Here is a 25,309-nt window from a genome sequence, read left to right as displayed (position 1 = left end):
TCGCGCTGACCTACGCGCTCGTCGTGCCCCGTCGCCGTCGAACCGACCAGCCCCATCGCGTGCGACAAGCCACCCCGCTCGCCGCCCCGCGCCGCGCTCAGATCCAACCGCGGCGACGGAACCATGCCAGCGGCAACAACATGCTCAAGACAATCACGCCCAGAGCCCAGTAGTACGCGTTGTGCCATTTCAGTTCGGGCATGTGCGCGAAATTCATACCCCAAATACCCACCAGCACCGTCGGCGGAATGCCCACCACCGACGCCACCGCCATCACCTTCATCACATTGTTCTGGTCCACGTTGATCATGCCCAGCACGCTGTCGAGCAGGAATTCGATGCGGTCGTTCAATTGCTGCTCGAATTCGCTGAGCGTCACCAGATCTTTGCGCAGCAGGCCGATACGTTTGGCCGCGTCCGCGCCGAACCACTCCGGCGCGGCATCGTCCAGGTACGTGGTCAGGCGCAGCAATCCATGACCGGCGTTGTGCATCCCGCCAAGCCGCCGGCCCATGTCGCCGACATCGCGCAGCATTCGCTCCAGATGGCGCGCTTTGTGCCGCGCATGCGGTTTGTCGAATGCTAAACGCGTGGTCTCGGTGATCTGCACCTCCAGCGCTTCCAGTCGGTCGGCCAAGCGTCCGACGAGTTGATCGAGTAGACGCAGCAGCAGGTCGTCGCTGCTGCGGCACGGGCTGCGCTGCAACTGCGCGGCCACCGCCTCCAGCGAGCCCATCGGCTGCTCGCGCTGAGTCACCAGTACCCGTGGCGACACGGCAAAGCCGAGCGGCGCAGTCGGGCCGTCGTCGTCCTGGAAGCGCGGCACATTGAGGAACACCACATCGCCTTCGATCCGCACGCGGCTACTGAATTCGATCTCGCTGATCGCCGCACGCGTAGGCACGGCAAAGCCGACCTTGCGATCGACTTCTGCCAACTCCTCGGTACTGGGCTGGCACAGATCCACCCAGCACAGTGGTGCGTCGGTCGTTCCGCCAATGCGGTGGATCGTCATCATCGGGCGCGGCTCGCAGACGGCAAGAACGCGAGCATCCGCTGCCGGGCGCGCAGCGTCAACGGCAACCGCACGCGCACGGCCTCAAGCAGCCTCGTTGCGACACTTGAGCGCATACCCCACGCCGAGGATCAGGAACCACACCGGACTGGCCAGTAATGCCTGACGGGTATCGGCCTGCAGAGTCAACAACCCCACGACGAAGGCGAAGAACGCCAGGCAGACGTAACACATCACCACGCCACCGGGCATCTTGAAGGCGGACGCCGCATGCAACTGCGGACGCTTGCGTCGGTAGGCAATGTACGCGCACAGGATCAGCGACCAGACAAACATAAACAACACCGCCGCCAACGTCGTGACCAAGGTGAAGGCGGTGACCAGATTCGGGATCAGATACATCAACAGCGTGCCGCCGAGCAGGCATGCGCACGAAAACAGCAACCCACGCGCCGGCACCGCCGCGTGCGAAAGCCGAGCAAAACCACGCGGCGCATGCCGCTCTTCGGCCAGGCCATAGAGCATGCGGCTGGTGGAAAAGATGCCACTATTGGCTGAAGAGGTAGCGGAGGTCAGCACCACGAAGTTGATCAGACTGGCGGCGGCGGGCACACCGGCGAGCACGAACAATTCCACGAACGGGCTCTTGCCCGGCACCACCTGGCGCCACGGCGTCACCGCCATGATCGCCACCAATGCCAACACATAAAACACCAGGATCCGCACCGGAATCGAATTGATCGCCTTGGGCAGGTTGCGGCGTGGGTCGGCGGTCTCGGCGGCGGTGGTGCCGACCAGTTCGATGCCGACAAAAGCGAACACCGCGATCTGGAAACCAGCGAAGAAACCATCCAGCCCCTTCGGGAACAGACCACCATCGTTCCACAGGTTCGCCAACGAGGCCACGTGCCCGGACGGCGTGTGGAAACCCCAGGCGACCAAGCCAGCGCCGGTGAGGATGAGCGCGCAGATGGCGACGAGCTTGATCAACGCGAACCAGAATTCCATTTCGCCGAACAGCTTCACCGTCACCAGATTCAAGCTCAACAGCAACAACACGCACACCATCGCCGGAATCCACGGTGCCAGCGTCGGGAACCAGAACTGCGCGTAGGCGGCGATCGCGATCACGTCAGCGATGGCGGTGATGATCCAGCAGAACCAGTAGGTCCAGCCACAGAAGAACCCAGCCCACGGACCAAGCAGATCGGTGGAGAAATCGATGAACGACTTGTATTCCAAGTTCGACAGCAGCAGTTCACCCATCGCCCGCATCACGAAGAACAGCATCACCCCGATGATCAGGTACACGAACAGGATCGACGGCCCGGCCAGGCTGATGGTCTTGCCCGAGCCCATGAACAGGCCGGTGCCGATCGCGCCGCCGATCGCGATCAACTGCAAGTGACGGTTGGACAGGCTGCGCTGCAGGTGGTCGGGCTGAGCGGATGGATCAGTCATGGGCACAGGCCATCGCGAGGGAATGGCCTACCAACATAAAAGATGCCGACAGTGTTCGCCAGCGACACAGGCGAACACTGTGCCTCAGGCATCCCCAACGGCGTCGCCACCGGGAATGCTGAGGCAATCCGAATCAGGTCGGCGCACCACCCTGCCCGATCACCACGAAAGTGAAATCGCGGTCGGATTGGTTGCCAGCACCATCGCCGGTCTTGAGCAGCAACTGCGTCGCATCCGCCAGGATGATGACCGCGTTGTCGCACGTATTGCCGTCTGCGCCGTCGATCTGTGTGACCGAGGCGCCTTGCAGTGCCTGCAACGGCGGTTGAAAATTCACTCGGCAATGTCCGGTACTGACATGTGTCACCGAGAATCCGGACCCGTGACGCACCACGGCGTCCGCGCCAACCACACTCGCCACCGCACGCACATGGGTCATGGCCCATGTGTCGCATCGAGCAATTGCGCCATCGCATTGTTGCTCATCACACGCTGCTGTTCGATAGAAGGAAATCCATCCGATGGTCGTGACGGTCAGCAGACACGACGACCGTGCCGCAGCGCCGATGCCGCCGGCCCGATGCCGTGCCTCGCATGTGCCGCTGCCGCACTTCATCCTTGAATGCACAGCATCGACGTGCTGCGCATACGGACATATCGGCGATCCTGATCCAGGCCGGCCTGACGGCGGACATGCCCGCCCGTGTGCAGGCCCCGCATTGGCGCGCTCGAAGCGGTGAGACGATTCGCTTACACGATCTTGGTCCGCCGCCACCATTGGGTGACTTTTTCCTCACGCACGAGCGTGAACAACCCGGCACCCAGGATCAATGCAATCCCCACCGCCATCGGCCAATCCAGATGATCGTGAAACACCCAGTAGCCGAAGCCGATGGCCCATAGCATCTGGCTGTACTGGGTCGGCGCGACCGCGCTGACCGGCGCGGCGTGCGAAGCACGCATCATGAAGATCGCCGCCAGGCCGGCCAACGAACCGTAGCCGATCAACAACCCCCATTGCGTCAGCGTCGGCCAGACGAAGTGCGGCAACATCAACAACGCACCCATCAGCAACGGCCCAAACACGCTGGCACCGTAGAGAGTCAACCGCTTCTCGCCAGGCCCGGCCATACGCAGGCTGATGACCGATACCGCGCCCACCAATCCGCAGACGATGGCCGCGACATGCCCCTCACTCAGGTGCCGGAACCCTGGGCGCAACACGATCAGCACACCGATGAAACCCACGATCACCGCCAGCCAGCGCCGCCAATGCACTTCCTCCTTGAGCAGCAGCACCGACAATACGGTGACGAAGATCGGCATCAGGAAGATCAACGCGAACGCCTCGGCCATCGGCAACAAGGTAAACGCGGTGACCGCCGAGAGATTGCCAGCGGCACCGGTGAACGCACGCAGCAACCAGATACTTGGCCGCTGCGCCACCACCACTTCGCGCCAGCGGTCGCTCGGCTTTTTCAGGAACGGCAGCGCCGTGAGCATCAGCAGCGCACCGAAAAACACCACTTCATAGGCCGGCAGCGTACCGTCCAGGCCTTTCACGAACGCATCGCTGATCGAATAGGCCGCATAACAAGAGAAACCGAGCAGCACACCTTTGAGCATCAATGACCTTGGCCGCCGCGATACCGCGAGGCCCTGCAGATGGAGGAGCTGCAGTATCCCTCTTTTGCTGCGCGCCTGCCGCCACGGCTGTGGATACGAGTGCGTGGGCGGAACGGAATCGACCATCGCCGCCACCTGAAACACTCGCCTGAGTGGACGATCCCGGTGAAGTCGGCCTCGCCTGGAATCCTGATCGCGCACAAAGCGGTAGCAGCACGGTGACATGCCGATCGCGACCGCTGCGACGATGCCACGGACGCAGACGCATCGGTTACGATGCGCTCCCGCTTCCGAACAGCATGCCGCGCCGTCCGCGTCGGCAGATCCGACGTGACCCATTATTGCGGCCCCCTGCTGACCAAACCTCTCGCTGCGGCGCTACTGGCCGCGCGCGATATCGGCGCCGTCCTCTGGTCAGGATCGCTGGATCTGCAGCGCAGCGAACAACAAGCACAGCTCGCCGACGACCACTGGCAGTGGCGCGGGCACAACTATCCCTACCCACCCAAGCTCAAAGACCGCACGCTTTACTATTGGGATGGCGAGGACTTCGCAGCGGTCTCGCGTTTCGGCGACGCGCTGATCAAGCTGGTGCCGACCGAATGGGGGGCACCCACATTCGAGATCGATGGCATCAAGATGCTGCCCAGCGCGCAGTTGTCGCCGTTCGAAGATGCACGGCACAAAGTCGCACTGATCGAACCACGCGGCAAGCAAGTGCTCGACACCTGCGGCGGGCTGGGCTACTTCGCCGCCTGCGCGCTGGAGGCGGATGTGGCGCGGATGCACTCGTTCGAAAAGAACGCCGACGTACTGTGGCTACGCACGCTCAATCCATGGTCGCCTGACCCCGCCACGAGCGACGGTCGCCTACAACTGACCCATGCCGATATCGTTGAGGCGATCAGCGGGATCGCCGATGCCGCGATGGACGCGATCCTGCACGACCCGCCACGTTTCGGCATCGCCGGCGAACTCTACGCGCAGACATTCTACGATCAACTCGCGCGCGTGCTGCGTCGCGGCGGCCGCTTGTTCCACTACACCGGCAGCCCGAACAAGCTCACCAGTGGCCGCGACGTGCCGAGAGAAGTAGCCAAGCGCCTGGAGAAAGCCGGATTCACCACGCAACTGGCGCTGGATGGCGTGCTGGCGACACGCCGCTAAGCTCGCGGCACAGGGCATGGCGGTCTGAACGTGCAAGCGCAACACGTCAGTTGAATCGAGTGATCTCTTCTTCCAGCGCCTGATTTGGCGTATTCCAGCCGAGCGTGCGACGTGGTCGAGCGTTCATCAGGTCAACAAGGTTGTTGAGATATTCCTGACTTGCCTGGGAAAGTCCCGACCCTTTGGCATCAACCGGCGCAGCAGTCCGTTGATATTCTCATTGCTCCCCGTTGCCATGATGCATGCGGATCGGCGAATCAAAGGCGATGTTCAGTCGCTTCATCAGCTCTGGATAACCATTATCTCAGTACCAAGATCGCAGGTCAGGCTACCAAGCAGAAAATGAGGCAGTTTCTTCAATCTGTCGCGTAAAACCCTCCAACACAAGCGCTAGGATACTGCCGATAGCGCTTTGCCACGAGACTGGCAGTGTACACAGGCTCGTTCTGGCGTATCACTTCACGCGACAACGTGGATGCGCTTCGTCCGAGTCGGCGCGCAATGGGGCGGATGCTCGCACCGTTGCCGAGCTCGATCTGCAGCAACGCGCGTTCCTCGAAACTCATATCGCGATATTTTTCTCCCATACATACACCCTACGTGATTGCGGTGATTACGCGGCGTTGCTCTTGGAAGTTGAGTTTAAGCATGCATTGCGTAGCATCCCATGGTGCGCCTCTTGGCAGGCAGGAACAATGCGGCTGCACCTGGAAACCGTTGCAGCAGGTGCTTCACAATATATTTGTGAAGCTTACTCCAAATTTCCTATAAATATTTACTTTGCGGTAGACGCAATGGCAAGTAATTTAATAATAATTACCAGCACGTTTCATTAGTGCAGTGTCCCCAACAGTTGACAAACAAGCAGCATTCCCCCATCAAATTGAGCGCAATCATCATGACAACATATTCTGCCACTCGTCATTTCCGCAAAGCCGCGCTGTGCACCGTGTTCGCACTGGCGGCAAGTGCCTCCACATCGGCTAGCGCACAAGCTGTGCAGGTTCATATAAAAAACGACAACTCCAACGTGAAAGGCGTTTGGATACAAAACGAAAATAATCCTAACGGATGGGCGTGTATACCCGTGAAAAGCCCCGGTGAAAGCGATGGCCCAGCAATATTATACAACTATTATTACAGTGTGTATGCCTTGAGCTCAACCGACTGCACAGGAGGTGGCCAGCGTATAAACAACCTGTCCTCGCATTATTACAAAGTGCCTAACAAGAATATTACTAGTACAACTATTCATATTACCAACACAATGCTAAACATCTATCCGTAAAGTTAAAGACAACAACCGTTAATACGCGCGACTGCCAATCGCGTCACGGGCTGCCGCGTTGCCGATGTCAGTGCCACTACGCAGAATCCAACCGGCGGCGCAGTTTTGCTGTGCATGACGCGATTGGCATGCATGCATTACGTGATTGCGCGGCGTTGCACTTGGTGGAAGTTGAGTCTAAGCATGCGGATGACACAGACACAGCGCGGGCGGCAGGATCGCCCGCGCTGATGTCTGCGCTTGGTTCGCCAGCGCGGTAGGCAGCGCCGTGCGGCTAGGGTTCTGCAGCGCTGCGACATCCACGTCCAGCGCACGCAAGACTCACCGCCACGCCGGTGTGCACGCGCCCCCCCCCATCTCCCGCAACGCTGCGGACGAGCCCACGAGCTTGGCGCATGCTTAGCGGCCCTGCTCCATTACCGCCACGTCGTCAGGGTCCAGACGCACCACCTCGCTGGCGGCGTCCGCATGCAACAGCGAGCGCATCGGTACCGGCAGGCGCACCGTCTGCGCAACCGTACCGTGATTGATCAGCACCACGATACGGCGCGCGCCAGCGCTACGCACGCCCACCTCCACTTCCGCCGGCACATCCGCCAGCGGCGCACGCACCTGCGCCTGACGCAACCACGCAGCGGTGAGGCGATCCTGCGTGGCCTCGTCGAACCAAGCCCCGACATAGGTGATACGGCCCTTGCCGACACGCCGCGTCAACAGCGCCGGAGCACCATCCAACCAACCGTTGGCCGTGCCGTAGTGCATCGGTGCATCGGTGTCGGACCGGGTCGCCTGCAACTGTTCCGCCCAGATCTTGGCGTTGCCATCGGCGCCGTCGCCGACAACCGGAATCGCTGTCTCCAAGGCGTAGAACTGCTGCACACGGCCACCGAGCAACGTCGCCAGCGGACCGGGCTGGCGCTGCGGATACAGGCCGTTGTCGCTGTTTTTCATGCCGCTGCGCGGCCCCAACACCAAATGCCCACCGTGTTCGACATAGGCCTTGAGCCGCTCTATCTGCACTTGGCTGAGTACGTTGAGCGAAGGCGCCACCACCAGTTTGTAGCCATCCAGCGGTGCCAGTGCCGAAACCACGTCGACCACCTGCGCCTGCTCGCGCAGCGGACGATAAAACGCTTTCATCTGCGCGACCGGATCGAAATCGGCCGCATGCTTCTGGAAACCGATTGCCCAACGGCTGTCGAAGTCGTTGATCAAGGCCACCTGCGCCTGCGGTGTGGTCCCCGCCAGCGCGGCGCCGGCCTTGGCGAACTCGGCACCGATCTGCTGGATCTCGGCATACACCGGCACCGGCTCGCCATCGGCGCCGACCAGCGTGCCATGGTATTCCTCCTGCCCGTTGGGCGCGGAGCGCCACTGCCAGTACGACACCGCATCGGCGCCATGCGCCACCGCCTGCCATGCCATCGCCCGCACTTCGCCCTTGTGCAAGGCCATGTTGGTCGGACGCCAGTTGACGAAACCCGGCTGGGTTTCCATCACCCAGAAATTGCGCCGCTTGTAACCACGGGCGAGGTCGTGACGCACGGCATTGTCCACCCAATCGTAGCGCTCGCCAGCGACGTAATCGTCCCAGGCGGCAATATCGAGCGGAGCATGCACGGTGTAGGCATCGAAACCAGCGAACCAGCCCATGGTATTGGTGGTGATGAACTGGCGCGGATCGGCATGCGGACGGATCGCATCGATCTGGTTGCGCGAATAATCGGCCCAGGTGTCGCTGACGAAGCGCTTCCAGTCCAGCAGCAAGGCCGGGTTCTCCTCGTTTTCGCGCACCGGAATCTGCCCGAAATCGTTGTAAGTCTGGCTCCAATACGCGGTCGCCCAGCGCTGGTTCAATGCGTCGATGCTGCCGTACTTGCGTTGCAGCCACGCGTGGAACTGCGCCTTGGCCTCGGGATCGAACGAGGCCTGTGCATACTCGTTATCCAGTTGCCAGCCGACCACATTGGCAGTGTGACCATAGCGCTGCGCCATCTGCTCGGCGATGGCGTGCGCGAAGCGACGGTAGCGCGTACTGGCAAAGGAGAACTGCTGACGGTTGCCGTGTTCGTCACGCACACCGTCCTGGCTCACCCGCAAGGTCTCCGGATAGGCCTGAGTCAGCCATGCCGGCGGCGCGGCGGTCGGGGTTCCCAGCACCACCATGATGTGATGGCGGGCGGCGGCGGCAATCGCGCGGTCCATCCAGGCAAAGTCGTACTGCCCCTCGCGCGGCTCCATCCGGCTCCAGGCGAACTCGCCGATCCGCACCATGCGCACATGCGCGGCTTCCATCAGCGCCAGATCGTGCTCCCATTGCGGCTCCGGCCACTGTTCCGGATACCAGGCCGCACCGAGCAGCAGCGGCGGCGCCTCGCGATAGCGCGTGGCCTGCGCGTGCAACGACCGCATCGGGCACGCCACGAACAGCAGCGCAAGGAACAACACAACGCCCACGCGTTGCGGAAACCGGGACTGGGGCATAGAGCACTCGTCAGATGGCGGAAAGCCGCACGTCATCGTGCGACGCGCAGCGCCCAGGCATTGTGCGCGCCCGCACCCGCAGGCACTTGTGCATATTGCCGCAACCCGATGCGCAACTACGCACAATCACCGCATCTGCCGCGGCATGCGGACAACCACGACATCGCATCGTGGCAATGGTGGCCGTCTCGTGTCGATGCGAGGCAGACGCTGTCCCATGACAATCCGCACCCCGGCCAGGGAAATACCCGTGTCCACTCGACAACGAGAACGCCACTGCCACGGACAACCACATGCCAGCGGCGACGGCCTAACCCCAATGGCGCAGAGATCGCGCACGCTTTGTCACGCCCTGTCGCGGCGACCACACTAAATCGGCGCGTGCGCATCGCCTGCGCACGCGCCGATCATGACGGCACCTGGACCGAAACACTCGGCGCAGGTGAACCGAGGAGCCGGCAATGCCCGATACCCGAGGCCTCTCAGACCCAGTCGTCGCCGCCCGTGTCGGTATCGTCCTGATAATCCTGGCTTACGTCCTGATCATCTTGCATCGGTGCGTCGTAGTAGTTGTTGGTGACATTCTCGACCACGACCTCCTGCTGTCCACCACCACCACCGCCGAAGAAGCCACCGTGGCGCCCACCGAGCAGGCTCTCCACACCTTCGAACAAGAACATGCCACCCGCCACGCCGGCGGCGGTGGTGGCGGCCGTGCTGAGGAAGCTTGGACCACGGGCCGCCGCAGGCGCAGGCGCAGGTTCGGGCGTCGCCGCACCACCACCGAACAAACGCTCCCGCCACCCAGGTGCCGCAGGCGCAGGCGCGGACGGCAGCGGCGGTGGCGCGGCATTGAAGCCCTGGCCCAGGAAACTGGTCGCTGGCGGCGGCGGTGGGGTGGCTTGCTGCAACTGCGCGATCTGCGCCTTGGCGGCCTCCAGCGCGTGTTCCAGTAACAATGATCGCTGTACCAGCAAATAAGCCGCATCGGGCTGATCTGCCAGACGCGCATGGATCAACGCGTCGGCCTGCGGGTCTTTGGCCACCCCGCTGGCGCTGCGCAAGCGCGCCAGGAAGTCTTCGAGAAGCTGCTGCTCTTGCGGAGTCATACGCGTATCCGGATGTGAGGACCGGCCCACTGCCGGCACCGCACGGTATGGGGATCACCTCGCCAACGCCAAGGGTGGCGCTCCACGTCGGTGCGATGGCATTCATCCAAGCAGCAGATGTCCGCTTGACAGACGGATGAATGCGGTCTCGGCAAGCGCTGCGGTTAACGCCTTCCCTGCAAATTTACGACATCCCCACCCGGATCCTGTCGCTTGAACATCTGCAACTCGCAGCGCTGCCGCCAGGACGGCGATGCTGAGGAGCATCGATGGTCGAAGCCACGACACACCACCTCACCAGCCTCAAACCCACGCAGCGGCTAATAAAAGCAACGCACTCTCCCGATAAATCATTTGACTGTTACTACGCCAACGCGGTGGTCATTGAGCATCCACAACAGGAAAAACCCGGTCATCATCGATCCGATGCAAGCGTGCCGTCTTGTTCGACCGTTTCATCTGCAATGTCTTCAGAAGCCTGAGCACCACTGCATGGATAGACTGTTGCGGACCTGACCCATGCCACCTTGGCTCCCGAGCATGCCTGTTACATCTAGCGGCGGGCATATATGGCGTGTTGTACTGTGACAGCGCGCAAGTCCGGCCGCAGCGTTTGCGTGCTTGTTGCGCGGCGATGACTCTTAATCTTCAGTAGACCACGACCGATGACGTCTTCCGATACTCCCACTGCCACGATGGATGCTTCACCGCATGGCGCCGCCGCAGTGTTCCGCGTGGTCACCGGCAATTTTCTCGAGATGTACGACTTCATGGTCTATGGCTTCTATGCCACCGCCATCGGTCATGCGTTCTTCCCCTCAGACAGCGCATTCGCCTCGCTGATGATGTCGCTGGCAACGTTCGGCGCCGGCTTCCTGATGCGTCCGATCGGCGCTTTGGTGCTGGGCGGTTACATCGACCGGCATGGGCGTCGCAAGGGTCTGATCCTGACCCTAGGCCTGATGTCCTTGGGTGTGTTGCTGATCGGCTTTATGCCCGGTTACGCCAGCATCGGCATGCTCGCGCCGGTGCTGGTGTTGATCGGCCGTTTGCTACAGGGCTTTTCCGCTGGCGCGGAACTAGGCGGGGTGTCGGTATATCTGGCCGAGATCGCCACGCCGGGCCGGCGCGGTTTTTATGTGGCCTGGCAATCGGCCAGCCAGCAGGTCGCGGTGGTATTTGCTGCGGCACTCGGCGTCGGCCTGCATACGCTGTTGCCCGAGAGCGCGATGGACAGTTGGGGATGGCGCGTGCCGTTCTTCATCGGCAGCCTGATCGTGCCGTTGATCTTCCTGATCCGTCGTTCGCTGCAAGAAACGCCGGAGTTCGCCGCGCGCCAGGCACCGGACATGGCTGGCATCGCCCGGTCGCTGCGCGCCAACGCCGGACTGGTGATGGCCAGCGTCGGGCTGGTGCTGATGACCACGGTGTCGTTCTATCTGATCACCGCTTACATGCCGACCTACGGCCGCTCGGAGCTGCACTTGAGCGAGCTGGACAGCCTGGTGGTCACCGGCTGCATCGGTCTATCGAACTTTCTGTGGCTGCCGGTGATGGGCGCGTTGAGCGATCGCATCGGTCGCAAGCCGTTGCTGGTGTTCGCCACAGTGACCATGCTGCTGACGGTGTGGCCGGCGCTACGTTGGCTGGTCGATGCTCCTTCGTTCGCGCGGCTGCTGCTGGTCGGCGAATGGCTGTCGCTCCTGTATGGCACCTACAACGGTGCAATGGTGGTGGCCTTGACCGAATTGATGCCGACAGAGGTACGCACCACCGGTTTTTCGTTGGCCTACAGTCTGGCCACGGCGACGATGGGCGGTTTCACACCGGTCGTGTGCACGTGGCTGATCCACACCACCCACAGCCCGGCCGCGCCAGCGTTGTGGCTGTCGTTGGCGGCGCTGATCGGCCTGAGCTGCACGTTGCTGCTGTTCCGCCGCCAGCGCGGCGGGGTGAGCATCAGCGCAGGTTGAGCCGGCTCTGCTGCTACACCACTGCCGCGCTACACCACTGCCGATGCAATACGCCGCATGCAGCACGCTCGCAGCGGCGTGCTGCTGCTCGCAGGGTGGCCTCGACCTGGCTTAGCCGAAGTCCAGCGCAGCGGTCAGATCGCCCGGGACCACGCCACTGGCGGCCTGCATCGTCCGCTCCCGCTCGGCCAGACCAGGTAGTTTCTCCAGCCCGAAACGGCGGCTGATGAAGCGCAGGATCGAGCCAGTGTCGTACACGTTGTGATCGACATGACCACGCTTGGCGTAAGGCGAGACGACCAGTGCCGGGATACGCGAGCCGGGACCCCAACGGTCGGCTTTCGGTGGCGCTACGTGGTCCCACCAGCCGCCGTTTTCGTCGAAGGTGATGAAGACGACGGTCTTCTCCCACAGCGGACTATTGCGCAGGGCATCGATCACCATCGCGATGTGGCGATCACCTGCGGCCACATCCGAATAGCCGGCATGCATGTTGAGGTTGCCCTGCGGCTTGTAGAAGGTGACGGCTGGTAGCGTGCCGGCCTGCACGTCGGCGAGGAAGCGGTTCTCCGGAGCACTGTCGCCCAGCCCGCCGTCGCGCAAGCGTTGCGCACGCGCAGGCGTGCCGGGGGCGAGATTGGCAAAGTAGTTGAACGGCTGGTGGTGAATCTGGAAATTGGGACTGGTCGGGAACTCGCTGGTGTCGCCGGTGTCGCCCTTGCCTTGCACTGCCAGACCCCAGCCGCCGGCGTACCACGCCCACTCCACGCCCTTGGCGTCGAGTGCGTCGCCGATGTGGCGATGGGTCTGCGGCGGCAAGGTGTTGGGGCTGTCCGCTGCGGCGTAATCCCGGCGCGTCGGATCCTGGCTGGTGCTGGGTTGGAACGGCGGACTCATGGTGTTGATCGCCCAGAAGTCCGGGGTCAACGCGCCACTGCGCACGAAGCGCGGTTTGCCGTTGAGGGCGGAACCGGGCGAATCTTCCTGCTCCGCCAGATGGATTTCGTCGGGCCGGTCGCTGGCCAATTTGCTGATTTGCAGCCGCGCCGGGCTCTTATCGGCGTTCGGGTAATACGGTGCTTGTGCGGCCACCAGGTATTGGTGATTGAGGAACGAACCGCCGAACGCGCCCATGAAGAAGTTGTCGCACAGCGTGTACTCGCGCGCCAGGCTCCACAGCCGCAAGGTCGCCGGGGCATCGCCATAGTGGCCCATCACCAAACCACCGGCATCGCTCCAGGCCGCGAAGCGGTCGTTGCGGCCACCGTTGATCTGCATCTGATTCTCGTAAAAACGATGGACCAGATCGCGGGTCACCACGCCATGCGGCAAGGGCTTGCCATCGGCCGTGCGTAGTGGATAAGGCGCGTTGGGCAACGGCCCAATCGCATCCTCGCCGATCTTGTAGCGACGGTGCTCCACCACTTGTTCCTCTGGTGCCAATCCGCCCCAGATCGGCGGCAGGACATCCAGGACATTGCCATCGCGGTCGACCTGCCGCGCCTGCGCTGGCGTCACCTGTGACATTGGGTGTTGCAGTCCGGGGAAGTCCGGGAACAAGTTGTTGAAACTGCGGTTCTCCGCGTAAATCACCACGACATGCTGGATCTTTTCCTGCAAGTGCCGGTCCACCGCAGTCGCCGACAGCGCACGCTGGGGCTTGTGCCGCGCAGTGTCGGTGTGCGCCTGGGCCGGACCAATCGCCAGCGCACCGCCGGCCAAGGCCATGCCACCGAGCAGGCGCCGGCGTTGCGGGTTCTCGGGAGTGGGGTCGGTGGGTGTGGACGTCGGGTCCTGAGGCGATTTTTTCACGATGTCACGAACGGCGGGAAAGGTCACCCTCCAGTGTGGGCTGGGTGAATGACAATCGGAAGCACATGGAGCGAGAGATGTATGACGCGTTCAGCATGCGTCTCGCCGGCTCTTGGGATCGCGTCATGCGGGTTCAGCCGCGCGACGACCGCCGGCTCTCCCTGGCCCGCATCACGCCGTCGGCACGGCGGACTCGGCTTCCTCGGCATCGCCCAGCGCATGCTGGACGTACAGGCGCTTGATCAGCACGTAGATCACAACCGTGAGGGGCGCTGCCAGGACCACGCCCATCGGCCCGAACAGCATGCCGATCCCGAACAACGAGAACAGCAGCAGCGCCGGGGGCAGATCCACCGCGCGTGCCTGGATCAGCGGTTGCAACACATGCCCCTCCAGTTGCTGCAGCACCACGAACAGCAATAACGCACCCAGCGCCACCTGCGGACTGACGGTGAAGCCCAGCAGAATCGCCGGGACCGCCGCCGCGATCGGGCCGACAATCGGGATGAAGTCCAGCAACGCGGTCAGCAAGCCAATCCCAAGTGCCACTGGCACATCCAGCAGCCACAAGCCCACTCCGGTCAACGTGCCGATCACCGCCATCGCCAGCAGTTGACCGGCCAGCCAGGCACGCAGGGCCTGGCCGCTGGCTCCCAAGGCCGCATCAGCGACACCGCGCTGGTCGCGCGGCAGCAGCCGCAGCAACCCTTGCCGATACAGCCGTGGTTGCGCTGCCAGATAGATGCCGCCGACCATCATCAGCACCGCGTTGGTGACGCCGCCGCCCGCGGACATGACGATGGCGCCGGCATGCGCGGCCAGGGTCGATGCACCATTGCGCAATTGTTCGGGGATACGATCAATCTGCGGCCCCAGCGGGCCGGATTGCAACCAGGCATGGAACTTGTTCCAGGCTGCCGGCAGGGTGGTACGGAAAGCATCGATCTGCGCTGCGACTTCCGAGCCGAACAGCAGCACGATTGCCGACAACGCCAGCAGCAACGACAAGATCACCAACGCAAGCGCTACCCATTCCGGTACCGGCAGCCGTTTACATAGTACGGACGCCAGGCCGTGCAACAGCACACCGACGACGATGGCGCCGAACACGATCAACAGCAATTCGGACAATTGCCAGGCCAACAACGCCAACCCACCGAGCGTCATGACAACCAGGACACGGGCCACGAATAGCCGTAGAGGAGATGCAATGCTGGGGGCCGTGGTGTTCATATGGGTACAGATCGAAGTTGATCGTGATGGACACAGTAACGCCACGCCTGTGGACGATGGTAGAAGATTACCAGTGTGGCAGGTGGCCTCGCTGGTTTGATAGCGCAATCGCGCTGCTCGACCAGGTCAACCCATCGCTGTGGGGCAAGGGCCGGAGTCTGGGTCGCGGCCCGATTGTCGACGCTAGGATCATGACCGCGCCCAGCTCGATCCATGCCGAGGACCGTAAGTGAGATCGGGAAATGCACCAGACGAAAGAGCTGCAACCCGTGCTCCTTCGCGATGAAAACGCACATTGATATGCGCCATACATCAGGCCTGGAGTCACTAAGAATCAAACGAAGCGATTTTCGTCAAGCACCGTATTTCGGATGGGACCAATAAACCACAAGATCAAGAAACGCCATCAACATGATTTTGAGGCGTTTCTCAATGTGTGCTGCACATGCGCGTTGGCGTTGGCGTTGGCGTTGGCGTTGGCGTTGGCGTTGGCATTGGCATTGGCATTGGCATTGGCGAAATTTCAACATTATTTTGGCGATGACGAGCACGCTGTCCTATTCGTCGACGAGCAGAACGCCAGTAAAAGCAATGACCTCATCTCCATGACCTCATCTCCATACGTTGTACGCAGCAGCATGTCGTGCGGGCCAGTGCGATGCGGCCCATGCGGAGATCGACCACAGCTTCCGGTCCCGATCGAGTTTGTGGCGCAACATCATGGTGTCCACGAGGGGAGCCGATCTGCGGGGTGTTGCGCCGACATGCGAGCCAACGCAGTCGATCCGATGCGGCAGCGTAATCGACGTCACCCCTCCAGCATTGCCCGATCCCGCACGGCTCCCTTGTCGGCACTGGTGGCTAGGAGCGCATACGCCTTCAGCGCGGTGCTGACCTTGCGCGGACGCGGTTCGGCCGGTTTCCAGCCACGGGCATCCTGATCGGCGCGGCGGGCAGCCAGCACCTCCTCGGAGACCAGCAGATCGATGCGGCGCTTGGGGATGTCGATGAGGATCCTGTCGCCGTCGCGGACCAAGCCAATGGCACCGCCAGCAGCGGCTTCGGGTGAGGCGTGGCCGATGGACAGACCGGAAGTGCCACCGGAGAAACGGCCGTCGGTGAGCAGGGCGCATTGTTTGCCCAGACCCTTGGACTTCAGATACGAGGTGGGATACAGCATCTCCTGCATGCCGGGGCCGCCTTTGGGGCCTTCGTAGCGGATCACCACCACGTCGCCGGCCTGTACTTCGTCGGCCAGAATGCCTTTGACCGCCGCCTCCTGGCTCTCGAAGACCTTGGCGTTACCTTCGAAGACGTGGATCGATTCGTCCACGCCAGCGGTCTTCACCACGCAGCCGTCGCGGGCGATATTGCCGTACAGCACCGCCAAGCCACCTTCCTGCGAATAGGCGTGCGCCACCTCGCGGATACAACCGGCGGCGCGGTCGGTATCCAGGCTCGGCCAGCGCGTGGCCTGGCTGAAGGCAATCTGCGTGGGAATCCCTGCCGGACCAGCCTTGTAGAACGTGTGCACAGCATCGTCGTTGCTCTGGACAACATCCCATTGAGCGATGGCGTCAGCCAGAGTGCGGCTGTGCACGGTGGATTGATCGGTGTGCAGCAAGCCGCCACGCGCCAGTTCACCGAGGATGGCGACAATGCCGCCAGCGCGGTGCACGTCCTCGATGTGGTACTTCGGCGTGTTCGGCGCGACCTTGCACAGCTGCGGCACGCGCCGCGACAGGCGATCTACGTCTTGCAGGGTGAATGGCACCTCGGCTTCCTGCGCGGCGGCGAGCAAATGCAAGATGGTGTTGGTGGAACCGCCCATGGCGATGTCCAGGGTCATCGCATTTTCAAAGGCTTTGAAGGTCGCGATGCCACGCGGCAGGGCGGTCGGATCTTCTGCACCGTACCAACGGTGACACAACTCGACGGCGGTGCGTCCAGCCTTGAGAAACAACTGCTCGCGATCGGCATGCGTGGCGACCACGGTGCCGTTGCCGGGCAGGGCCAGACCAAGCGCTTCGGTGAGGCAATTCATCGAGTTGGCGGTAAACATGCCCGAGCACGAGCCACAGGTCGGGCAGGCGCTACGCTCGAATTCGGCGACTTTTTCGTCCGAGGCATTGGGATCGGCGGCGATCACCATCGCATCGATCAAGTCCAGGTTGTGATCGGCCAGTTTGGTCTTGCCCGCTTCCATCGGCCCGCCGGAAACAAACACAGTAGGAATATTGAGGCGCAAGGCGGCCATCAACATCCCGGGCGTGATCTTGTCGCAGTTGGAGATGCACACCAGCGCATCTGCACAATGCGCATTGACCATGTACTCCACCGAGTCGGCGATGATCTCGCGGCTGGGCAGCGAGTACAGCATGCCGTCGTGACCCATGGCGATGCCGTCGTCCACGGCGATGGTGTCGAACTCCTTGGCCACGCCGCCGACACGCTCGATCTCGCGCGCGACCAACTGGCCGAGATCCTTCAAGTGGACGTGGCCCGGCACGAACTGGGTGAAGGAATTGGCGATGGCGATGATCGGCTTGTGGAAATCGGCGTCCTGCATGCCGGTGGCGCGCCACAGTGCGCGGGCGCCCGCCATGTTGCGGCCGTGGGTGGAAGTCTTGGAGCGATAGTCGGGCATGGCGGGCGTTGTGTGATCGAAGGTGGGCCAGGTGCTGGCGGAAGCAGGCGGTGCGGCGGATTTTATCGACATGCACCGCCACTGCCGTAAGCGCAGGATACGCGGCTATTGCGACGTTATCATGCGATCCACCGAGGCTGCGCTTGCCGGTCCCCAGCGGGGAAAAAGCGGGCGACGGACCGCCTTGCATTCATCCGTATAACGCTTGCTGCGTATGGACACCTCCGGATTCAGTATTTTCCATGGACATGAGATGTCTAGGAACGACCTGATCTCAAGGATGCACTGCGAAAAAGATGCGGCGGCGTGGCTAGCTGATTTTGAGCGTTGCGTAGCCTGAGCCTGGGCAAGCCGCAATCCCGGACTGCGCGGTATCTGACCATGCTGACGACTGAGACCCCAATCGCCCACTAGCGCGCACGCATGGGCCTATCTCAACGCGCCGTTGCTGACGCGCTGGGCATGAGTCTGTCAGGCTATCAAGAGCAAGAGCGTGGCGCGAGGTTCGACGGCAAGCAGCGCCAAGTTACACGAGTCCTGCTTCTCGCCTGCACCGCGCTAGAGCATGCTCTAAAGCCGATAGCCTGAAATGAGAGTCACACTCCCGTCTGCGCACATCTTTCATTGCGCCGATCGGCTTGCTGTATCTGTGCGTTCACCACACGCGCCGCAAAAAGCGTCGCAAAATTACGATCATCTGCGCACTTAGGGCGCGAGTCGTTTTATGTGTGATTTTAGGTGATCCACAAAAATCACTTACATCTCGCGATGTAAGTGATTGAATTTATTGGTGCCGCTTGTCCGAATCGAACGGACGACCTACTGATTACAAATCAGTTGCTCTACCGACTGAGCTAAAGCGGCAATAAAGAACCACACGGGCATGCGAGGTGGCGCAGTATGCACCGTTATCGCTCGGTGACCAGTGCATGCAAGCGCTATTCTAGCGCAACGTGGCGCAATCCAACGGGTGTTGCCGCACATTGCCAAGGTGCCGGCGCAGCGCCGCCGCCTGTGCTGCCGAGTCAACGCGCAAGTCCAGCCACCAGTGCGTGTGGCCAGTACCGGGAATCAGGTCGGCATTGACGCCAGCAAGGGCCAGTTCGGCGATGCGGCGCTGGGCACCTTCGCGGCTGCGGTACTGGCCTAGGGCGATGGCGCTGCCGGTCTCGCCCTGGTGAATCGGGTAGTAATCGCCAATGCCGGCAGCAGCGATGCGCTCGGTGGCGACCCTGAGGCCGTCCTCACCACCGATGACCGGCAGCAACACACGGAACGTGGTGGTACCGCTATCGGTAACTTCGCGCGGATGCGCCTGCGTCGCCGGCACTGCGGCGAGCGCGGCCTCGGCGGTCGCGCGGTCCGCATACGGCCCCAAGCTCAGACAGACAGGTGCGGCGGGCGCAGGCGTCGCGACTGGTTGTTGTTCCGTCGCGACAGCGGCCGAAGGCGACGGAACCGCAGCTGCGCCAACAGCAACCGCCTTTTCGGTACCAGCAGGCACCGACGGCACCTTGGCTTCCGCAGCCTTTACGTTCTCCGCAGGGGCGTCGTGAGGCGGTGGCGGTGCCTCAGCGTATGGTGGCTGCACCAATTGCAATGTCGCCACCCCGACCGGCAATGCCGGCAACGGCGTGGTCAGCGGGGCCGGCGACTGCATCGCCCACCACAACGCGACGCCGAGATTGAGTGTCGTCAGGACGACGAGCAGAGCACGAACGAGCATGGCCAGAGTCTACCGAGCATCCCCGGGTACAGCATGCGCCTGCGCCCACAGCGCCAAGCCCTCCAGGACCAGCGAGGTACGCAACTCCGCCGTCGGCAGCGCGTGCAACAGGGGTGATACACCGCCGCCATGCAACAGTAGCCGCGGCCACCGCCCCAGCAACGCATCGGCTTGCTGCAGGCTGCGCTCGATCAGCGCCAGCGCGGCGCCATCGCATCCCGACGCCAAGGCATCGGCGGTGTCGGCGGCGAATTCGTGATACATGCCACCCTCGGCCGGCAGTTGCGCGGCGCGGTGTTGCAGGGCTTGGCGCATCGTGGTCGGGGACGGCGCGATGCGACCCCCACGGTGCAGGCCATCGCAATCGAGCAGGTCGATCGTCAACGCGGTACCGACACCGACCACCAGCACGTCGCCTTGACCATGCGCGGCGAGCAATGCCAGAAAACGGTCCACCCCGAAAGAGTGCGGCTGCACATAGGCAATACGAACGCCGGCGCAGACGGCCGTGGTCCGTACCAACTGCACCTGTGCAAAGCGGGCCTCCAGCGCCTCCAGCACCACGGCCGTCAGAGTGGGTGCGGCGACGCTGGCGACATACGCGGTAGCGCCGCTCGGCAAGGCCGCCATGGCTGCCATGTCCATCGCTTCGGCGCCGTGCGGCCACGCCTGCACCGGCCCTAGCTGGCCGTGCTCCAACGCGGCGAATTTGAAACGCGAATTGCCCAGGTCGAACAACCAATCGCTCATACCGGCCTCACGCTGACGTCGCCGGCATGCAGCGGCCGCTCGCCATCGGCGAACGCCACCCGTAACGCGCCATCCTCGGCCAGTCCCAGCGCCACTCCCTCACGCACCACACCACCGTCGTCGATACGCACCGCGCGCCCGGCCAACAGATCCAGCGCGGCATAGCGCGGCAGGAACGGCGACAGTCCCTGCTCATCGAACAACGCCAGCGCTGGCAGCAGATGCGACAGCACTACCGCAGCGATGGCGTTGCGCGATACCGTCGTGGCGGCCAGCGTCGTCAGGTCGGTCCAAGGTTGATCGATCGCCCCAGCGCTGGCCGCAGGCATGCGCACATTCAAGCCCAGGCCGATCACCGCGCGCGCCGGCCCGGCGAATTCGCCCCCACCTTCCACCAGCAGCCCACCCAGCTTGCAGCCGTCGGCGAGCAGGTCGTTCGGCCATTTCAGCCCGACCGTGGCGAAACCGGCGGCGTGCAGTGCCTCGGCCACCGCCACGCCGGCGGCCAGACTCAAGCCGCCCAGCCGCCCCAGCCCCCCCTGGAAACCACGGGCCACGGACAAATACAGATGCGCCGCCAGCGGCGAGGCCCAGACCCGGCCGCGACGCCCACGGCCACCGGTCTGGCGCTCGGCCAGCAACACCTCGCAGCCATGCGCCGGGACCGGCCGCGCCAGCAGGGTCGTGTTGCTGGACACCAGGGTCCAGGCAACCTCCAGGCTGGCCAGCGCTTGGCGTGCCGCCGGAACCAGCCCGGCGCGGATGGCCTGGACATCGAGCAGCTCCAGCGGCCGCACCAGGCCATAGCCTTCGCCGGCGCGGCCATCGATCTCCACGCCAGCCGCGCGCAGCGCCTGGATCCGCTTCCACACCGCGGCCCGGGTCAACCCGCACGAGCGGGCCAAGGCATCGCCGGACAGGCGACCTTGGCTGAGCCGGGCCAGTAGTTCGCGCTCGTCCAACGCAGGTTCCATCGCCTCGTTTCAATCCTGGCACCCGTCAGGGCGCGACCTCGGAGCGGAAAAGTATGCGGGAACACACAGCGCACGCCCAGCGCTGTTACATGCAGCACCTGAAAATCGCGTTAGAATCCAGGGTCACCGCCGCCCGCACCAGATGCCGACGATGCGCCGTCTCCTGCCCTGCCTGCTCTTGCTGCCGCTTCTGCTCGTTGTCGCTCACGCGTCCAATGTGACGGCCGACAAGCAACACAGCGACTGCGCCTACAACGACGCGACCGAGATGGACGAGGCACGGATACGCCCGACACCCGCCTCGCGCACGCACGCCTCCACGGCCAAATCCGACAACGCACCCGATGTCGGTGGCGGTGGTGGTGGCGACAGTGATCTGGCCCCGCACATGCGCATGCCCAAATGGCACAGCTTCCTGCCAGGAATGTTCCGCTGATCTCACGCTGGCTGCGTGCGCTATGGCCGGCGCCTGCAGCCATAGACGACAGGCTCTGGAGGGAAGTCCGGCGTCGTTGTGCATGGGTGGCGTCGCTGGATGCCCCGCGCGAACAACGTCTGCGCGCGCTCGCCGCCGAATTCCTGCATCGCAAAACCATCTCGCCATTGGCTGGCCTGCAATTGGATGCGGCCCAGTGCGGCGTACTCGCTGCGTTGTGCTGTCTGCCGCTGCTGGAATTCGGTGCTGGCGGCCTGCAAGGCTGGTCGCAGTTGCTGGTGTACCCGGATGCGTTCCGGGTGCAACGCAGCCACATCGACGCCACAGGCGTGCTACACGAATGGGAAGACGAATTGATCGGCGAAGCCTGGGAGAGCGGGCCGCTGATTCTGTCCTGGGCCGACGTGCAGGCGGACCTGGACGATCCGCGCGCCGGCTACTGCGTGGCGGTGCACGAGATGGCCCACAAACTCGATGCCCTCGACGGCGTACTGGATGGCACGCCACTGCTGCCACACGCATGGCAGCGACAGTGGGCGATAGATTTTCAACGCAACTACGACGCCTTCTGCAAACGTGTGGACAGCGCTCGCGCAAGCGAGATCGACGCCTACGCCGCCGAGGCACCGGAAGAATTCTTTGCCGTGGTCAGCGAATACCATTTCTCGGCACCGCAACGCTTGCAGCGCGAGATGCCCGAGGTGGCCGCGCACCTGCAACGGTTCTATGGCCCCTCCCCGTTCGCCGCCGACTAGGCGCACGGCCGGCATCGATCAAACCAGCCCCAGATCCCGCACATGCGCCTGCGGGAACACCGTCTGCAATTGTGCCGGCGACAGCCCCCACATGCAGGCAAGTAGTCCGGCGAACAGATCGCGATAATTGGTCAACACTGGATAATCGCGATCCTGGAATAACCTATCCTTGCTCACCGCCACCTGCTCGCCGGCGATGCGGCCGCCGTTGATCGCACCGCCCATCACCCAATAGGTGGTGCCGTGACCATGATCGGTCCCCTTGTTGCCGTTCTCGCGGAAAGTGCGGCCGAATTCGGACAGCACCACCACCACGGTATTGCGCCATTCCGAGCCAAGCGTGTCGGCGTAGACGGTCAAACCTTCGGACAAATTGGCCAGATTGTCGGCCAGCGCGCCATCGGTACTGCCCTGGTTGACGTGCGTGTCCCAGCCGCCAACGTCGACGAAGCCGAGCCGGTAGCGCTCGCGCATCAGCGTGGCGATGCGGCGCGTTTCCTCGGCGAAGGTGCGCGCACTAGCGGCGCCACGGTTGGCTTGCTGCATCTCCTCGCCCAGTGCCTGGGAAACTTGTTGACGCAGTACCAGGCCATCGTGCGCGGCGCTGGCCAGCGGTGTGCCGTGGTACATCCCGGCCAAGATGTCGGCCTGACGCTGGTCGAAAGCAGGCATCGGATTGCGCTTGAGCGAGAGATTGGGAATATCGCGCCCTCCCTGAAAACTCAGCGGCAAGGAATCGGTGAAGGCGATCGACGGCGTACCCGTGGCCACCTGCGATAGACGCGCCAGAAATCCGGTCCGGTAGTCGCTGCGCAATCCCGCCGGCTGTCCGGCCTCGATACTGTCCTGGGTTTCGAAATGACTGCGCGACAGATCGTCGGTACCGGCAAATGGCACGAATGCCAGGTGCTTATCGTTCCACAGCGGCAGCAAGGTGTCGCGCAAGCGTGGATTCAAGCCCCATTGTGTATCCAGTGCAATGGCGCTTTGCAGATTGGCCGGGTCCGGCCGTGCGATCGCCAGACTCGGTCGCGAAGCGTAATAGAAGTCGCTGGCATACGGCACCAGCAAGTTATTGCTGTCATAACCACCGCGCAGGAACACCACCAGCAAGCGTGGCGAAGGTGCTGGCGCAGCGAACAAACGCCCAGCGAACGGCAGGCCCGCCGCAGCGGTGGCGGATGCGAGCAGGAAATGGCGGCGGTGCATGACGAATCTCCGTGCGACGTTAGCTGCACATCAACGGTAATTGAAATCGGGTGAAGCCAGCAGGTACGCATTCCATTCCTGCGCAGAGCGCGCCTGTGCCAGTGCCTGGCGCGTGGCAGCGCTCAGTTGCGGCTCGATCGCCTGGTAATACAGCGGCGAACTCAGTTGTGGAAAGCCGCCGCCCTGCTGTCCATCGCGAGTGAACAACTGCGTGTTGCCGTTACCAATCGCGCGTGCGATCTCAAAGCGCTGTGCCATCTGCCCCGAACTGTTCCAGGCACTGGACTGCAATGGCCAGCCATCGGGAGTAATGCGCCCGAAACTCGGCTCGCCCATCTGATTCAACCATCCCAGCAACGGCTGCGGATTGAGAATGATCTGCCCGTCGTAAGCCAAGCGCAGCGCCGACACCAGGAAACGATATGGATCCTTGAACTTATGCGGCGCTCCGGCCGTCATCTCTGGAGCAGTGAACATGACCTGCAGCACCGCTGCGATATCGCCATCGCTATGTTGAAAGGTCCGCGCCATTTTCTGTACCAGCGCCGGCGGCGGATCGTCGGCGACGAAGGATTCGGCCAAGCGTCGCGACACGAACTGCGCACACGCAGGCTGACGCACAATCAATTGCACCGCACGTTCGACTTCATCGAAACCACCACCGGCGATGCGTTGACCGAGCAGCGTTTTATCGCCTGGTTGGTGTCGCGCCGGATTGAACTCGAATGCACCGCGGCGCAGGTACTGCGTCTGCAAGAGCGGCGGTAACTTCGGCGGTGCCGCGCGGTCAGCAGGAGCGATGCCGACGCCTGTGAGGATCAACGCTAATTGCTGCACGTCATGTTGGGTGTAGCCACCATTCACGCCCAGCGTATGCAACTCCATCAATTCGCGCGCGTAGTTTTCGTTGATACGCCCTTTGGCGTTCTGGGCGTTATCCAGATATTCCAGCATCGCTGGGCTCTGCAACGTTGCCAGCAACAGATCGGAGAACTTGCCCAACGCATGCGGACGGATTGCGTTGTCTGCATAGTCGGCGACGGTCCAGCGCAGTCGGCCCTTATTGGCGAATACACTGAAATGGTTGAGCCAGAACCACACCATCTGTTCGCGCAATTGGTCAGGTGCATAGATCGCGCGTAGCACCTGCGCCTGTCGGGCCTGCATCAGCAGCACATCGGCGTGATGCTGAGTCGCCTTCTTCGCCGCGACCTTGGCCTCGCCGTCAGGCATCGCCTTAATCGCTTCCTGAGCGTTGGCCTGCTGCCGAAGCAACTCCTGCACTGGCGTGTGCAATGCCTCATAGCCGTCCAGTTCCGCACGCACTGGCGCAGGCAAGGTCGCATCGCCATCAGGTGCCTGCAATTGCGCGCGAAGGAAGCGTTTGCGTCCATCGCGCTGGAACTGTGCCACGCTGGGGCCATCCAGACCGTTGGTCATCGATTGCAACCAGCGCGCATCGTCGCGCTCAAGTAACTTTTGGCTGGCGGCGATGGCACCCACCGTAAACAGCACCAACAGCAGCGATAGCATCAAGCGCTGGGTCGTATGCAATACACGGCGACCATGCACGCGCAAGCGCGATGCGACAGGACGATGCCGAAACTCGGGCATGCGGATGCTCCTCGTCGGTAAAACGGGTTG

The 25,309-nt window shown here is 62.8% G+C and carries 20 protein-coding genes, 1 tRNA gene and 1 pseudogene; 5 read left to right on the top strand and 17 right to left on the bottom strand.

Annotated features, from left to right (window positions below; genetic code table 11):
- Positions 1–97: 97 nt before the first annotated feature.
- From XALGPE39_RS01190 to XALGPE39_RS01175, 4 genes are all read right to left on the bottom strand, one after another.
- Entirely contained in the window at positions 98–1,018 is a 921-nt protein-coding gene (locus XALGPE39_RS01190) for a CorA family divalent cation transporter (RefSeq protein ID WP_045726649.1), read from the bottom strand.
- 81 nt (positions 1,019–1,099) lie between these two features.
- Positions 1,100–2,476 (bottom strand): D-serine/D-alanine/glycine transporter, encoded by a 1,377-nt coding sequence (cycA, locus tag XALGPE39_RS01185; protein WP_045726648.1) that lies wholly within the window; start codon positions 2,474–2,476, stop codon positions 1,100–1,102.
- 133 nt (positions 2,477–2,609) lie between these two features.
- Positions 2,610–2,915 (bottom strand): hypothetical protein, encoded by a 306-nt coding sequence (locus XALGPE39_RS01180; RefSeq protein WP_045726647.1) that lies wholly within the window; start codon positions 2,913–2,915, stop codon positions 2,610–2,612.
- A 311-nt stretch (positions 2,916–3,226) separates the two neighbouring features.
- The gene (locus XALGPE39_RS01175; protein WP_045726646.1) at positions 3,227–4,102 is read right to left on the bottom strand and encodes a DMT family transporter; all 876 of its coding nucleotides are present in this window, start codon (positions 4,100–4,102) and stop codon (positions 3,227–3,229) included.
- Positions 4,103–4,378: 276 nt separating this feature from the next.
- Here XALGPE39_RS01175 and XALGPE39_RS01170 point away from each other — a divergent pair, with 276 nt between their 5' ends.
- A complete protein-coding gene (locus XALGPE39_RS01170; protein WP_200893846.1) occupies positions 4,379–5,269 on the top strand; it encodes an SAM-dependent methyltransferase in 891 nt (296 codons plus the stop codon).
- 94 nt (positions 5,270–5,363) lie between these two features.
- On the opposite strand, the pseudogene XALGPE39_RS16320 reads toward XALGPE39_RS01170, so the two are convergent.
- The 4 genes and pseudogenes from XALGPE39_RS16320 to XALGPE39_RS01160 form a co-directional block, all read right to left on the bottom strand.
- Positions 5,364–5,535, bottom strand: a pseudogene (locus tag XALGPE39_RS16320) (IS30 family transposase); the annotation flags it as partial.
- A 90-nt stretch (positions 5,536–5,625) separates the two neighbouring features.
- The gene (locus tag XALGPE39_RS16315) at positions 5,626–5,835 is read right to left on the bottom strand and encodes a helix-turn-helix domain-containing protein (RefSeq protein WP_235429848.1); all 210 of its coding nucleotides are present in this window, start codon (positions 5,833–5,835) and stop codon (positions 5,626–5,628) included.
- 1,121 nt (positions 5,836–6,956) lie between these two features.
- On the bottom strand, positions 6,957–9,041 hold the full coding sequence (locus tag XALGPE39_RS01165; RefSeq protein WP_045726644.1) for a beta-galactosidase: 2,085 nt from the start codon (positions 9,039–9,041) through the stop codon (positions 6,957–6,959).
- Positions 9,042–9,523: 482 nt separating this feature from the next.
- Positions 9,524–10,150, bottom strand: a complete 627-nt coding sequence (locus XALGPE39_RS01160; RefSeq protein ID WP_045726643.1) for a DUF2076 family protein — start codon at positions 10,148–10,150, stop codon at positions 9,524–9,526.
- Positions 10,151–10,419: 269 nt separating this feature from the next.
- Here XALGPE39_RS01160 and XALGPE39_RS15395 point away from each other — a divergent pair, with 269 nt between their 5' ends.
- Both XALGPE39_RS15395 and XALGPE39_RS01155 read left to right on the top strand, forming a co-directional pair.
- Positions 10,420–10,632, top strand: a complete 213-nt coding sequence (locus tag XALGPE39_RS15395) for a hypothetical protein (RefSeq protein ID WP_152624792.1) — start codon at positions 10,420–10,422, stop codon at positions 10,630–10,632.
- Positions 10,633–10,815: 183 nt separating this feature from the next.
- A complete protein-coding gene (locus tag XALGPE39_RS01155; protein ID WP_152624791.1) occupies positions 10,816–12,123 on the top strand; it encodes an MFS transporter in 1,308 nt (435 codons plus the stop codon).
- A 111-nt stretch (positions 12,124–12,234) separates the two neighbouring features.
- On the opposite strand, the gene acpA is transcribed toward XALGPE39_RS01155, so the two are convergent.
- The 7 genes from acpA to birA all read right to left on the bottom strand — a co-directional run bounded on the left by acpA (position 12,235) and on the right by birA (position 21,253).
- Positions 12,235–13,935: an acid phosphatase gene (acpA, locus tag XALGPE39_RS01150; RefSeq protein ID WP_045728863.1), complete on the bottom strand. Its 1,701-nt coding sequence runs from the start codon at positions 13,933–13,935 to the stop codon at positions 12,235–12,237.
- Between the two features lie 171 nt (positions 13,936–14,106).
- Positions 14,107–15,102: an AI-2E family transporter gene (locus XALGPE39_RS01145; RefSeq protein WP_045726641.1), complete on the bottom strand. Its 996-nt coding sequence runs from the start codon at positions 15,100–15,102 to the stop codon at positions 14,107–14,109.
- A gap of 874 nt (positions 15,103–15,976) precedes the next feature.
- Entirely contained in the window at positions 15,977–17,815 is a 1,839-nt protein-coding gene (gene ilvD, locus XALGPE39_RS01135; protein WP_045726639.1) for a dihydroxy-acid dehydratase, read from the bottom strand.
- 788 nt (positions 17,816–18,603) lie between these two features.
- Positions 18,604–18,679, bottom strand: a tRNA-Thr gene (locus tag XALGPE39_RS01130).
- 79 nt (positions 18,680–18,758) lie between these two features.
- A complete protein-coding gene (locus tag XALGPE39_RS15015; protein WP_045726638.1) occupies positions 18,759–19,541 on the bottom strand; it encodes a hypothetical protein in 783 nt (260 codons plus the stop codon).
- Between the two features lie 9 nt (positions 19,542–19,550).
- Positions 19,551–20,291 (bottom strand): type III pantothenate kinase, encoded by a 741-nt coding sequence (locus XALGPE39_RS01120; RefSeq protein ID WP_045726637.1) that lies wholly within the window; start codon positions 20,289–20,291, stop codon positions 19,551–19,553.
- Positions 20,288–21,253, bottom strand: a complete 966-nt coding sequence (birA, locus tag XALGPE39_RS01115) for a bifunctional biotin--[acetyl-CoA-carboxylase] ligase/biotin operon repressor BirA (protein WP_045728862.1) — start codon at positions 21,251–21,253, stop codon at positions 20,288–20,290. Before birA ends, XALGPE39_RS01120 begins: the two co-directional genes overlap by 4 nt.
- A gap of 163 nt (positions 21,254–21,416) precedes the next feature.
- Here birA and XALGPE39_RS01110 point away from each other — a divergent pair, with 163 nt between their 5' ends.
- Together XALGPE39_RS01110 and XALGPE39_RS01105 are read left to right on the top strand one after the other, a co-directional pair.
- Positions 21,417–21,701: a hypothetical protein gene (locus tag XALGPE39_RS01110; protein WP_235429724.1), complete on the top strand. Its 285-nt coding sequence runs from the start codon at positions 21,417–21,419 to the stop codon at positions 21,699–21,701.
- Positions 21,668–22,456: a M90 family metallopeptidase gene (locus XALGPE39_RS01105; RefSeq protein WP_045726635.1), complete on the top strand. Its 789-nt coding sequence runs from the start codon at positions 21,668–21,670 to the stop codon at positions 22,454–22,456. The genes XALGPE39_RS01110 and XALGPE39_RS01105 overlap by 34 nt, the downstream gene beginning before the upstream one ends.
- Before the next feature lie 18 nt (positions 22,457–22,474).
- On the opposite strand, the gene XALGPE39_RS01100 is transcribed toward XALGPE39_RS01105, so the two are convergent.
- Complete coding sequence (locus tag XALGPE39_RS01100) at positions 22,475–23,665, bottom strand: DUF1501 domain-containing protein (RefSeq protein ID WP_045726634.1); 1,191 nt, start codon at positions 23,663–23,665, stop codon at positions 22,475–22,477.
- Positions 23,666–23,695: 30 nt separating this feature from the next.
- The gene (locus tag XALGPE39_RS01095; RefSeq protein ID WP_045726633.1) at positions 23,696–25,279 is read right to left on the bottom strand and encodes a DUF1800 domain-containing protein; all 1,584 of its coding nucleotides are present in this window, start codon (positions 25,277–25,279) and stop codon (positions 23,696–23,698) included.
- Positions 25,280–25,309 lie beyond the last annotated feature (30 nt).

Source organism: Xanthomonas sp. GPE 39, assembly GCF_000963005.1.
Classification (GTDB): Bacteria; Pseudomonadota; Gammaproteobacteria; order Xanthomonadales; family Xanthomonadaceae; genus Xanthomonas_A.
Note: the sequence above shows the minus strand (reverse complement) of the source record. Positions and strands in the feature narration are given on the sequence as shown.

Excerpts from the sequence above, each read along its gene's own strand:
- XALGPE39_RS15395 (WP_152624792.1), top strand. The coding sequence starts at position 10,420 with ATGGTCGAAGCCACGACACACCACCTCACCAGCCTCAAACCCACGCAG.
- XALGPE39_RS01190 (WP_045726649.1), bottom strand. The coding sequence starts at position 1,018 with ATGATGACGATCCACCGCATTGGCGGAACGACCGACGCACCACTGTGC.
- XALGPE39_RS01175 (WP_045726646.1), bottom strand. The coding sequence starts at position 4,102 with ATGCTCAAAGGTGTGCTGCTCGGTTTCTCTTGTTATGCGGCCTATTCG.
- XALGPE39_RS01105 (WP_045726635.1), top strand. The coding sequence starts at position 21,668 with ATGGCACAGCTTCCTGCCAGGAATGTTCCGCTGATCTCACGCTGGCTG.
- XALGPE39_RS01095 (WP_045726633.1), bottom strand. The coding sequence starts at position 25,279 with ATGCCCGAGTTTCGGCATCGTCCTGTCGCATCGCGCTTGCGCGTGCAT.
- XALGPE39_RS01170 (WP_200893846.1), top strand. The coding sequence starts at position 4,379 with ATGCGCTCCCGCTTCCGAACAGCATGCCGCGCCGTCCGCGTCGGCAGA.
- XALGPE39_RS01145 (WP_045726641.1), bottom strand. The coding sequence starts at position 15,102 with ATGACGCTCGGTGGGTTGGCGTTGTTGGCCTGGCAATTGTCCGAATTG.
- XALGPE39_RS01100 (WP_045726634.1), bottom strand. The coding sequence starts at position 23,665 with ATGCACCGCCGCCATTTCCTGCTCGCATCCGCCACCGCTGCGGCGGGC.
- XALGPE39_RS01155 (WP_152624791.1), top strand. The coding sequence starts at position 10,816 with ATGACGTCTTCCGATACTCCCACTGCCACGATGGATGCTTCACCGCAT.
- XALGPE39_RS01180 (WP_045726647.1), bottom strand. The coding sequence starts at position 2,915 with ATGACCCATGTGCGTGCGGTGGCGAGTGTGGTTGGCGCGGACGCCGTG.
- XALGPE39_RS01160 (WP_045726643.1), bottom strand. The coding sequence starts at position 10,150 with ATGACTCCGCAAGAGCAGCAGCTTCTCGAAGACTTCCTGGCGCGCTTG.
- XALGPE39_RS15015 (WP_045726638.1), bottom strand. The coding sequence starts at position 19,541 with ATGCTCGTTCGTGCTCTGCTCGTCGTCCTGACGACACTCAATCTCGGC.
- cycA (WP_045726648.1), bottom strand. The coding sequence starts at position 2,476 with ATGACTGATCCATCCGCTCAGCCCGACCACCTGCAGCGCAGCCTGTCC.
- XALGPE39_RS01120 (WP_045726637.1), bottom strand. The coding sequence starts at position 20,291 with ATGAGCGATTGGTTGTTCGACCTGGGCAATTCGCGTTTCAAATTCGCC.
- XALGPE39_RS16315 (WP_235429848.1), bottom strand. The coding sequence starts at position 5,835 with ATGAGTTTCGAGGAACGCGCGTTGCTGCAGATCGAGCTCGGCAACGGT.
- XALGPE39_RS01110 (WP_235429724.1), top strand. The coding sequence starts at position 21,417 with ATGCGCCGTCTCCTGCCCTGCCTGCTCTTGCTGCCGCTTCTGCTCGTT.
- XALGPE39_RS01165 (WP_045726644.1), bottom strand. The coding sequence starts at position 9,041 with ATGCCCCAGTCCCGGTTTCCGCAACGCGTGGGCGTTGTGTTGTTCCTT.
- ilvD (WP_045726639.1), bottom strand. The coding sequence starts at position 17,815 with ATGCCCGACTATCGCTCCAAGACTTCCACCCACGGCCGCAACATGGCG.